Origin of the sequence: Pseudomonas sp. KK4 (assembly GCF_001984065.1) — a bacterium.
GTDB lineage: Bacteria > Pseudomonadota > Gammaproteobacteria > Pseudomonadales > Pseudomonadaceae > Aquipseudomonas.
The window spans coordinates 1-11580 of record NZ_LYVP01000142.1; the positions used below are offsets into that span (position 1 = coordinate 1).

At 64.9% G+C, this 11580-nt stretch carries 8 protein-coding genes; 7 read left to right on the forward strand and 1 reads right to left on the reverse strand.

Features of this window, described 5'->3' with window-relative positions; genetic code table 11:
• Positions 1-237: 237 nt before the first annotated feature.
• Positions 238-3051 carry a LuxR C-terminal-related transcriptional regulator gene (locus tag B0W55_RS26310; RefSeq protein ID WP_077048846.1) on the reverse strand — a complete coding sequence of 938 codons (2814 nt, stop codon included), beginning with the start codon at positions 3049-3051 and terminating at the stop codon, positions 238-240.
• 196 nt (positions 3052-3247) lie between these two features.
• Here B0W55_RS26310 and B0W55_RS26315 point away from each other — a divergent pair, with 196 nt between their 5' ends.
• The 7 genes from B0W55_RS26315 to B0W55_RS26345 all read left to right on the forward strand — a co-directional run.
• The gene (locus tag B0W55_RS26315) at positions 3248-4402 is read left to right on the forward strand and encodes a CaiB/BaiF CoA-transferase family protein (RefSeq protein ID WP_077048840.1); all 1155 of its coding nucleotides are present in this window, start codon (positions 3248-3250) and stop codon (positions 4400-4402) included.
• Between the two features lie 49 nt (positions 4403-4451).
• Positions 4452-5252: an enoyl-CoA hydratase/isomerase family protein gene (locus B0W55_RS26320; protein WP_077048841.1), complete on the forward strand. Its 801-nt coding sequence runs from the start codon at positions 4452-4454 to the stop codon at positions 5250-5252.
• A gap of 39 nt (positions 5253-5291) precedes the next feature.
• Positions 5292-6848 carry a long-chain fatty acid--CoA ligase gene (locus B0W55_RS26325; RefSeq protein WP_077048842.1) on the forward strand — a complete coding sequence of 519 codons (1557 nt, stop codon included), beginning with the start codon at positions 5292-5294 and terminating at the stop codon, positions 6846-6848.
• A 205-nt stretch (positions 6849-7053) separates the two neighbouring features.
• Positions 7054-8586 (forward strand): long-chain fatty acid--CoA ligase, encoded by a 1533-nt coding sequence (locus B0W55_RS26330; RefSeq protein ID WP_077048843.1) that lies wholly within the window; start codon positions 7054-7056, stop codon positions 8584-8586.
• Between the two features lie 359 nt (positions 8587-8945).
• Positions 8946-10085: an acyl-CoA dehydrogenase family protein gene (locus B0W55_RS26335; protein ID WP_077048844.1), complete on the forward strand. Its 1140-nt coding sequence runs from the start codon at positions 8946-8948 to the stop codon at positions 10083-10085.
• 31 nt (positions 10086-10116) lie between these two features.
• Positions 10117-11325, forward strand: a complete 1209-nt coding sequence (locus B0W55_RS26340) for a lipid-transfer protein (RefSeq protein WP_077048845.1) — start codon at positions 10117-10119, stop codon at positions 11323-11325.
• The coding region (locus B0W55_RS26345) for an acyl-CoA dehydrogenase family protein (protein ID WP_139340984.1) at positions 11322-11580 on the forward strand (259 nt) is incomplete at its 3' end. The genes B0W55_RS26340 and B0W55_RS26345, both read left to right, overlap by 4 nt.

An 11580-nucleotide genomic window follows, 5' to 3' on the forward strand; every position in this document is an offset into this window, starting at 1 on the left:
TGCTCGGCACAGATCACTTGTGGGAGCGGGCTTGCTCGCGAAGGCGGTATGTCTGGCGACATTGATTTTGAATGTGCCGACGTCATCGCTGGCAGGCCAGCTCCCACAGTTGATCGGGTAGCCCCCCGTCTTTGTGGCTGGCACATAACCCCTGTGGGAGCGAGCCTGCTCGCGATGGCGGAATGTCAGGCGACATCACTGCCATCGCGGGCATGTCGCAACGTCGCCCACACGCTCCTACAGCCCCGCGTCGTCCCGGGATTCGAGGTCGCGGACTCGGGCTACGGCTTCGTCGCGGCTGTTGACGCCGAGTTTGCTGTAGATGTGGCTCAGGTGCCATTTCACCGTTTCTGGGGACAGGCCCAGGGCGCGGGCGATTTTTTTGTTGGGCAGGGCCTGGGCCAGCAGGCGCACGACTTCGATTTCCCGCTCGCTCAATGGCTCGATGCCGGCCGCCAACGGTTTGCCGGTGGTGGTCGGTGCTGGCTTGCGGGTGGCCACCGAAGGTGTCGTGGCCTGGGCCGCTTGCAGGCGTTCGACGTAGAACGCCAGCACCGGGTCCAGGGTTTCCCCCCTGGCGATGGCCGAGATCAGCGCCAGCGCATCCGGGTGCGCGTCGAGCAAGCTGCGCAACAGCCCGAACCGCTGGCCCCGGCGCAGCGCTTCAAGGATTTTGTCTCGGGCCGCCTGCGGATTGCCGCGCTGGGACTCGATCACCGCACTCAACACCAGCAACCGCACCGTGCCCAGTTGCCGGCGGTGCCGTTCACAGGTCTCGATCAACTGCTCGATACGCTTCATTGCCCCATCCAGGTCACCCTGGTGAATCTGCCAGCGCGCCCGCGCATTCTCCGCCAGGATGTGGATCTCCTTGAGCGCGGTTTGCCCGGCATCCGGGTGCCGGGCATCGATGGCTTCCAGGCGCTCCAGTTTGGCCTGGGCCTGCGCCATCTCACCGAGGATCATCAACCACCGGACCTGCCAGGTCAGGCAGTACGCCTGCAAACGCTCCAGCCCAAGCTTGATCGCGTACTCATCCAGCCGCTCGACAAACGCCAGGGCCTCCTGATGATTCCCCGCCAGCCACTGCACATTCCATAACACTTGCAGCACCCGCAGCACCGAGTCGGGAATCGAGATCCGCTCGAGAATGTCGATCCAGCCCGACAACAGCTTGAACGCTGCATCCACCTCATTGGTTTCGTAAAGCACCTCACCCAGCAGCGCCGCCGACAGGTAAGTCGCGTCGGCCCCAGCCTTGCCGCACTGCGCCGCTTCATGCATCACATCGCGATAAACCCGTTCAGCCTGTTTCATCTGGCCTTCGAGGGCATGACTGAGGCCGATCATGCAACGCCCCTGAAGGCTGCCGGCGGTGGTCCCCAGCAGCGGCTCGCCATTGATCAGCAGCACCGGCCGATCGATCTGCACCTGCCGCGCCTTTTCGTATTCGCCGCGGTGCATGTACAGCCAGGACAGGATGTTGGTGCAGGAGCCAATGGCCACGCTGTTGCTGCCGGGCGGTGGGTTGAGCAGTTGCGGCAGCACCGTCATCGCCGCCTCGGTGTCATCGCGCTGCAGGGCCAGGGAAGCACGCAGCAGCGCGATCATGAAACGCTCATGCACGTCCTGTTCCGGCACATCGACGAACAGTCGATCGAGGGTCTGGGTACAGGCGTTGAAATCCCGCGCATAGAGTTGCATCCGCGCCTTGAGAATGCGCAGCGAGACCCGCGCCTGCACTTGCTCGACCGGCAGCAGCCGCACCAGCTCGATCAGCATCCGCAGGTCGCCATGGGCATACAGCGCTTCGGCGTGTTGCTCCACCAGATCGGCCGCCGAGTCCGGGTCGCCGGCCATCACCGCATGGTGCACCGCTTCATCCAGGTGCTGATGGTCGCGGAACCAGGCCCAGGCCCGTGCGTGCACCGCCTGCTGCTCGGCCTTGCTGCGCGAATCGAAGTACTTGAGCAGGGTTTCGCGCAGCAACGGGTGCAGGCGATACCAGGTGTCGCGCCCGGCGCTGTCCACCGGGATCAGGAACAGGTTGTCCCGCTCCAGCCGAGCGAGCAGGGCGTTGGCTTCGCTGACCGCAGCAGGGTTGCCACTGAGTGCCGCGCACAGGGAGGCGCAGAACCGGTTGCACACCGCCATGAGCAACATCAGGTCCAGGTCCGTCGGCGACAGATGGGACAGCACCTCGACTTCGAAAAACTTCGCGAAGGCCTGATCGTCGCGGACCTGGGCCTGGTCCACCGAATGTGCGGCCGGGCGGTTTTTCTTGCGGCTGACCGCCAGCAGTTGCAGCCCGGCCACCCAACCGTCGGTCAACTCATGCATCACTTTCGCCTCACGGGCGCTGATCTCGCCCAGTTGCGCCTTGAGGAACTGTTCGGACTCGGCCGGGGTGAAACGCAGATCTCGCAGGTTCAGTTCCAGCACCAGTTCCTGGCTGCGCAACCGCGCCAGCGACAAAGGCACGGCGCTGCGCGAGACCAGCGCCAGGTGCAGGTTGGCCGGCGCATAGTCGATCAGCCATTGCAGGGCCTGGTGGATGCCGACGTCGGTCAGGTGATGCAGGTCATCGAGCACCAGCACCAGTTCGCGGCCACGGCTGGCGATGCTGCGCACCAGGGTGATGACCGTGCGCTCCACCGCTTCGCTGTCGATGCCGCGACCTTCCAGTTGCGTGGCCTCATGCACCAGCGCCGGATCGATCTGCCCGAGGCTGGCCAGCAAATAATCCATGAACCGGGTCAGTTCGTTGTCGTCCGCCGACAGCGTCAGCCAGGCGACGTCGAAGCCCAGCGGCAGCAGCGCCTGGCGCCAGGCGATCAGGGTCGAGGTCTTGCCGCAACCGGCCGGGCCCTTGAGCACGATGCAGCGCTGGCGACGGGTCTTGAGCATTTGCTCCTGCAACCGTTCGCGGGAAATCAGCCGCCCGGCACTGCGCGGCGGGATCAGCTTGGTGCTGACGATCGGCGACTGTGTCGGCTGCAAGACCTGACGGGCGGGCGTGTCCGGGGCAGTGGGCTTGCGGGGTTTGTCCATGGGGCTTTCCGAATCTTTTTTGTTATGTGCGTAGACGCGATCCATCGGAGTGTAACGCACAGCTGGCCGGTCATGGCCCTGTGTTTGATCACCGCCACCCGATGCGGGTGGTGGTTGCCGGGGAGGGGATTGATTTACTGGATGGCACAAAAATAGGGGCTGTCCGACGCCCCGTCATAACAGTGGAGCGGTATCGATGGGCGTACTGAGCGGCATTCGAGTGGTGGAGTTTGAGGCAATCGGCCCGGCGCCTTTTGGCACGATGCTGCTGGCGGACATGGGCGCCGACGTGGTGCGCATCGATCGTCCGGTGAAAGCCAGCGACCTGGGCCCCAAGCTCGAGGGCAAGCGCGCCGACATCACCGGGCGCAACCGTCGCTCGGTCACCCTCGACCTCAAGCGCCCGGAGAGTGTCGCCGCTGCGCTGGAGCTGATCGAGCGCGCCGATGTGGTGATCGAAGGCTTTCGCCCCGGCACCATGGAGCGACTGGGTCTTGGGCCGGATGTCGTTCTGGCGCGCAACCCACGCCTGGTGTATGCGCGCATGACCGGTTGGGGCCAGACCGGGCCGATGGCCGAGCGCGCCGGCCATGACCTCAATTACATCGCCCTGTCGGGCGTACTGTCCGCCATCGGCCCGAAAGACGGGCGCCCGGTGCCGCCGCTGAACCTGGTGGGCGACTACGGCGGTGGCGGCATGTTGCTGGCGATGGGTGTGCTGGCGGCGTTGGTCAACGTACAGCGCGGCGGGGCGGGGCAGGTGGTCGATGCCGCCATGACCGAAGGCGCGGCGCAACTGGGCTCGGTGATCTGGGGCCTGTTGGCCGGCGGTCACTGGACCGAGCAGCGTGGCAGCAACCTGCTCGATGGTGGAGCGCCCTGGTATGACACCTACGAAACTCTCGACGGCCAGCACATGTCCATCGGCCCGATCGAGTCGCGTTTCTATGCCCAGATGCTGGAGATTCTCGGCCTGAGCAACGCCGACCTGCCACGTCAGCACGACCGGGCCGGCTGGCCGACATTGCGCCAGGCCTTCACCCAGGCATTCCTCGGTCGCACCCGTGCGCAATGGGCCGAAGCCTTCGCCCACAGCGATGCCTGCGTGGTGCCGGTGCTCGGTTTTGTCGAAGCCACCGAGCATCCCCACAGCGTGGCGCGAGGCAGTTTCATCGAGGTCGACGGCGTGGTGCAACCGGTGCCGGCGCCACGGTTCCTGAGCACGCCATCGGCGCAGCCGCGACCGGCACCGGAGCGGGGCGAACACGGCGACGCGGCCCTGCGTGACTGGGGTTTCGACAGCCAGGCCATCGAGCGTCTGCGGGAACTGGGCCTGGGCTTCAAGGCCTGACCGCGATCTCATCACCCCCTTGGAAATCCCGAGCGCAGGAGCCAGCCCCATGGCCATTCAATTCAAAATCATCGAGCACGTGGCGCTGATCACGCTCGATGCGCAAGCGTCGAACAACCGGCTGACCGTCAGCGACCTGATGCACCTGCGCAAGACGCTGGTGGCCTGTCAGGATGACGAGCAGGTGCGGGTCATCGTGCTGACCGGCGCCGGCGAGCGCGAGTTCTGCTGTGGCGCCAGCCACAAGGATTCGCTGCTGCCGGCGGGGCCTGTGGGTGGGTCATTGAAAAGCCGCGAAACCGAAGCCGAAGAGGGCGGCTACTCGCGCCTGTTCGACCTCGGCGACCTGGAGATCTGGAAGCCACTGATCGGTGCGATCAACGGTGCCTGCCTGGGGGGCGGTCTGGAACTGGCCCTGCAGTGTGACCTGCGCATCGCCGTGGCCAGCGCGACCTTCGGCCTGCCAGAAGTGTGCGATGCAACCATTCCGGCGGCCGGTGGCGTGCAATACCTGATGCGCGCCGTACCGGCGGCCCACGCCATGAAAATGGCCCTGACCGGCGACCCGATCAACGCCGGGCAAGCCCTGGACATCGGCCTGATCGTCGACATCCTGCCCCAGGAGCGGCTACTGCCAGCCGCTCTGGAACTGGCCGAGCGGATTGCCGCCAACGGTCCGCTGGCGGTGCAGTCGATCAAGCGCCTGGCGCTGCAGACCGCACACCTGACCCCCCGAGACTTTGCTACCCAGGCCCATCTGCATTGGGGTTTGCTGCGCGACAGCAAGGACCACGCCGAAGGCCGTGTAGCCATCGCCGAGAAACGCTCACCGAAATACACCGGCGCGTGAAGCGTCTGGCCTGACAACAATAATTCACAGGAGAGCCTCATGTACCTGACTCAAGGGCTGCACCGCATGCTGCAGCAAAGCCCCCATGCCCTGGCGACCGTGTTTCGTGACCGGCGCCACACCTACGCGCAACTGGCCGAGCGAGTGGCGCGTCTTGCAGGCGCCTTGCAGAACCTGGGCATGCACACCGGCGACCGGGTTGGCCTGCTGGGCCTTAACTCCGACCGTTTCCTGGAGTACTACCTGGCCACCTGGTGGGGCGGCGGCGTGGTCAACCCGGTGAACATCCGTTGGAGCGTGGCGGAAATCGTCTATTCGCTGGACGATTGCGACACTCGCCTCCTGATGGTCGACGACACCTTCCTGCCGATGGCCGAGGCGATCGCGGGCACTGCGAAGGTGCGCCCCCTGCTGATTCATATCGGCGACGGTCCGGCGCCCGAGGGCATGCTGTCCTATGAGCGGTTGATTGGCGAGGCGACCCCGGTCGACGATGCGTTTCGCGGTGGCGACGACCTGGCCAGCATCCTCTACACCGGTGGCACCACCGGCCTGCCCAAGGGCGTGATGCAGTCGCACATGAACCTGTGGACGGCAGCCGTGGCCCGCGCCGCCGATGTGCCGGTGCCGGTCGATGCGCTGACCTTGCATATCGCGCCGATGTTCCACCTGGCGGCGCTGTCGCGGGTGATTCTGATCTCGTTGCTTGGCCTGCCGAGCATCTTCGTCCCGGCCTTCGACGCGTTGCAGGTGATGCAGACCATCGAGCGCGAGCGGATCACCGACATCCTGATCGTGCCGACCATGCTGCAGGCGTTGATCATGCACCCGCAGTTTCCCGAGCATGACCTGAGCTGCCTGCGCAGCCTGACCTACGGCGCTTCGCCGATTGCCGTGCCGTTGCTGGAGCTGGCATTGAAAGCCTTGCCGAACGTCGAGTTCACCCAGGGCTACGGCATGACCGAAGCCGCGCCGCCGATCTGTGCCAATGGCCCGCAAAACCACAGCGCCGAGGGCATCGCCAATGGCCGTCTGCGCTCGGCCGGGCGTCCGGGGCTTGGGGTGATGGTGCGCATCGTCGACGAACACGACAACGAGGTGCCCCGCGGGACGGTAGGCGAGGTGCTGGTGCGCGGACCGAACATCATGCTTGGCTACTGGAACAAACCCGAAGAAACCGCCCAGGCCCTGCGTGGCGGCTGGATGCACACCGGCGACGGCGCCTACATGGACGAGGACGGTTATCTCTACATCGTCGACCGCTTCAAGGACATGATCGTCACCGGTGGCGAGAACGTGTATTCCGGCGAAGTTGAAAGCGCCATTTCCAGTCACCCGGCGGTGGCCGCCTGCGCGGTGATCGGCATTCCCTGCGGGCAGTGGGGCGAAGCGGTGCACGCAGTGATCGTGCTCAGGCCGGAGCGAGAGGTGGCGGGCGCAGAAATCATCGAGCATTGCCGGCGGCAGATCGCCGGCTACAAGACTCCCAAGTCGGTCGAGTTCCGCACCGCGCTGCCGCTGTCCGGCGCCGGCAAGGTGCTCAAGCGCGACCTGCGCGAACCGTTCTGGGCGGGCAAGGATCGGGGGGTGAGTTGAGGGCAAGCTTGGCGATTGCGTGGGTAAATCCAGCATCAATGTTGGCTGCTCTGGCGCTTTCGCGAGCAAGCCCGCTCCCACAGAGGGTTTGTGTTGTTCACGGACTTGCATCCACCAGAACAACCTGTGGGAGCTGGCCTGCCAGCGAAGAGGTCGGCACAGCCGGCATTGATCCCGACGGACACACCACCTGGAAGGCAACACCATGTACATGACCCAATGCCTGCAACGGATCTTGCAGCAAGAGCCGCAGCGCATCGCGACGGTCTTCGGTGATCGTCGCCAGACCTATCAGCAGTTTGGCGATCGCGTCGCCCGCCTGGCGGGGGCCTTGCAAACCCTGGGCATGGCGGCCGGCGACCGGGTCGGCATGCTCGCGCTCAACAGCGACCGCTACCTGGAATACATCATGGGCGTGTGGTGGGGCGGTGGGGTGCTCAACCCGGTGAACATCCGCTGGAGCGTGCCGGAGATCGTCTATGCACTGGACGATTGCAACACCGCGATCCTGATCGTCGATGAGCACTTCGCCGCGCTGGCCGAAGGCATCCGTAAAACTGCGCGCCAGGTGCCGCGGTTCATCTATGCCGGCGAGGGCGAAGCGCCGGTGGGCATGCTGGGTTACGAGCAGTTGATCGCGCAAGCGGCGGCGGTCGAGGATGCCGGGCGCGGCGGCGACGACCTGGCCTGCATCATGTACACCGGCGGCACCAGCGGTTTTCCCAAGGGCGTCATGCAATCGCACTGGAACCTGTGGTCGGCGTGCATGCCGCGCATGGTCGATATGCCGCCGATTCGTGACGGTCGACTGTTGCATGTCGCGCCGCTGTTCCATGTGGCAGGCATGGCGCGGGCGCTGATCCAGTTCCTGGCCGGTGAAAGCCATGTGTTGCTCTCGGGTTTCGATGCGGGGGAGGTGTTGCGGGTGATCGAGCGAGAGCGGATCTGCGAAACCCTGCTGGTGCCAACCATGATCCTTTCGCTGTTGGACCATCCGGACTTCGATCGCCATGACCTGAGCAGCCTCAAGCGCCTGACCTACGGTGCGTCCCCCAGCGCCGGGGAGATGGTCGAGCAACTGCTGGCGCGCTTGCCGGACCTTGAGTTGTCCCATTCCTACGGGCTGACGGAAGCCTGTCCGGTGGTGTCGAGCAACCTGCCGTGCAATCACACCCTCGCCGCGCGCCGAAGCGGGTTGTCGCGTTCGGTGGGGCGTGGCGGGCTGGGCGTCAATGTGAAAATCGTCGACCCGCAGGGGCATGAGGTGCCGCGGGGCACGGTGGGCGAGATCATCGTGCGCGGGCCGAACATCATGCAGGGCTACTGGAACAAGCCTGAGGAAACCGCCAGAGCCTTGCGCGATGGCTGGCTGTACACCGGCGATGGTGGGTACATGAACGCGCAGGGCTATCTGTTCATCGTCGATCGGCTCAAGGACATGATCGTCACTGGCGGCGAGAATGTGTATTCGGCGGAAGTCGAGAACGTCCTGGCTCGACACCCGGCGGTGGCGATGTGCGCGGTGATCGGCGTTCCCCATGAACAATGGGGCGAAGCGGTGCACGCGGTGGTGGTGCTCAAGCCCGATGCCCAAGCGGATACGGAGCAACTGCGTCTGTTCTGCCGCGAATTCATCGCCGGCTACAAATGCCCGAAAAGCATCGAGTTGCGCGACGCCTTACCCCTCTCTGCCGCCGGCAAAGTCCTCAAGCGCAACCTGCGCCAACCCAATCCATAACCACACCACAACACCCTGTGGGAGCGGGCTTGCTCGCGAAGGCGTCGGCACATCCAGCATCCCTGTGCCTGATACACCGCCATCGCGAGCAAGCTCGGCTCCTACAGGTTTTGTGTCGTCCGCAAATAGTGCATTCGCCCGACAATACTGTGGGAGCGGGCTTGCTCGCGAAGGCGTCGGCACATCCAGCATCCCTGTGCCTGATACACCGCCATCGCGAGCAAGCTCGGCTCCTACAGTGGGTTTCCCGTCACCCGCCAGTTGCTACCCGATCCGGGTGGCTTCAATCCCCACCCCAGGCAATACATTGGCTCCACGAACCAGGCGCTCGTCTGCCTGGCCATCCCCTGGAGAGCCCGATGCATATCAACCGTACCGTCTACCGTGAAGACCACGAAATGCTGCGCGAAACCGCGCGGCGTTTTTTCGAGCGTGAGTGCCTGCCCAAGCAGGCGCAGTGGGACAAGGACGGCCAGGTCGACCGGGAAACCTGGCTCAAGGCCGGTCGCCACAACCTGCTGTGCCTCACTGTGCCGGCCGAGTACGGCGGTGGTGGCGGGGACTTCGGGCACTCGGCGGTGTTGATCGAAGAGCTGTACCGCGCCGGCGTCTCGGGTTGGAGCCTGGGCGTGCACTCGGACATCGTCGCGCCCTACATCGTGCGCCTGGGCACCGAAGAGCAGAAGCAGCAATGGCTGCCGAAAATCTGCACCGGCGAAACCGTATTGGCCGTGGCGATGACCGAGCCGGGCACCGGTTCCGACCTCAAGGCCATACGCACCACGGCCGTGCGTGACGGTGACGAGTGGGTGATCAACGGCAGCAAGACCTTCATCAGCAACGGCCTGACCTGCGACATGGTCGTGGTGGTGTGCAAGACCGACCCATCGGCTGGCGCCAAGGGCTGCAGCCTGATCATGGTCGAGTGCAACCGCGAAGGTTTCCGTCGCGGCCGCAAGCTGGACAAGGTCGGCCAGCACGCCGCCGACACCGCGGAGCTGTTCTTCGACGATGTGCGCGTGCCGGTGGGCAACCTGCTCGGTGAAGAAAACAAAGGCTTCATGCACCTGATGGAAGAACTGCCCCAGGAGCGCTTGGTGATCGCCCTGTACAGCGCCGCCAAACTCGAACGCCTGCTGGAACAGACCGTTGACTACGTCAAGGACCGCAAGGCCTTCAACCAGACCGTCTGGGACTTCCAGAACACCAAGTTCAAGCTCGCCGACATCAAGGCCCAGGCCACGGCCGTGCGCCTGACCATCGACCACTACATCGGCGAACACATGCGTCGTCGCCTGACGGTGCAGGAGTCGGCCATCGCCAAGCTGCTGGCCACCGAAACCCTGTGCAAGTGCATCGACGACATGGTTCAGCTGCATGGCGGCTACGGCTACATGATGGAGTACCCGATTGCCCGCGCCTTCGTCGACATGCGCGTCACCCGCGTTTTCGGTGGCACCAGCGAAGTGCTGCGCGAGTTGATCGCGCGCCAGTTGTGATCCGTTCCCCCTCCTATTTGCAGGTAACACCATGAGCGAAAAAGTACTGGTTGCCGGCGTCGGCATGATCCCGTTCCGCAAGCCCAGCGACAGCCCGAGCTACGTTCAGATGGGCGCCGAAGCGGTGCGCCGCGCCCTGGCCGATGCCGGGATCGACTACCACCTGGTCCAGGAAGCCTACGCCGGTTACGTCTACGGCGACTCCACCTGCGGCCAGACCGTGCTCTACGAAGTGGGCATGACCGGGATACCGGTGGTCAACGTCAACAACAACTGCTCCAGCGGTTCCACCGCACTGTTCCTGGCGCGCAAAGCCATCGAATCCGGTTCGGTCGATTGCGTGCTGGCGGTGGGTTTCGAGCAGATGCAGGCCGGTGCGCTCAAATCCCACTGGGACGACCGCCCGCCGACCCGCGAGCGTTTCCTGCCGATCCTGCGCGGCCTCACCGCCGACATGGAAGGCATGCCGCAAGCCATACGCACCTTCGGCGGTGCCGGGCGCGAATACCTGCACAAATACGGCGCCAGCGTCGAGACCTTCGCCGCGGTGCGTGCCAAGGCCAGCCGGCATGCCGCCAACAACCCTCTGGCACTTTTTCGCAAGGTGCTCAGCGTCGAAGACGTGATGAATGACCCGGTGATCCTCCCAGGCGTGCTGACCCGTCTGATGGCCTGCCCGCCGACCTGCGGTGGCGCAGCGGCGATCCTGGTCTCCGAGCGTTTCGCCAAAAAGCATGGCCTGCGCCGTGACGTGGAAATCGTTGCCCAGGCGATGACCACCGACACCCCCGAATCCTTCAACTTCGAGAAACCCTCGATGCTCGACTGGGTCGGCACCCACATGACCCAGGCCGCCGTCGGCCAGGTCTACGAAAAGGCCGGCGTCGGTCCCCAGGACATCGATGTCTGCGAGCTCCACGACTGCTTCGCCCAGAACGAGGTGATCTGCTACGAATCGCTGGGCTTGTGCCCTGAAGGCGGCGCCGAGAAGTTCGTGATGGACGGCGACAACACCTACGGCGGGCAGATCGTGGTCAATCCGTCCGGTGGCCTGCTGTCCAAGGGGCACCCGCTGGGCGCCACCGGTCTGGCGCAGTGTTATGAACTGACCCAGCAACTGCGCGGCAACGCCGAGCAACGGCAGGTCGAGGGCGCCCGCCTGGCCATGGCCCACAACCTCGGTTTGGGTGGCGCCTGTGTGGTGACGCTGTACGGCAAAGTCAATGGGGGTGGCCAGTGAGCAGCCTGCTCGACGCCTTTCGCCTGACCGCGCTGCCGGCGCACGCCGAGGCCTTTCGTGCCGAAGTGAAACGCTTCCTGGCCGAACACCTGCCGGCGGTGCAGGCCGATGTGCGGGCGCGCAGCTGGACCGGTTTCGACGCCGCCTTCAGTCGCCAACTGGCCCAGCGCGGCTGGGTCGGCCTGACCTTGCCGCCAGCCTATGGCGGTGCCGGGCTGGATGCCTTCAGCCGCTTCGTGCTGGTTGAAGAGCTGC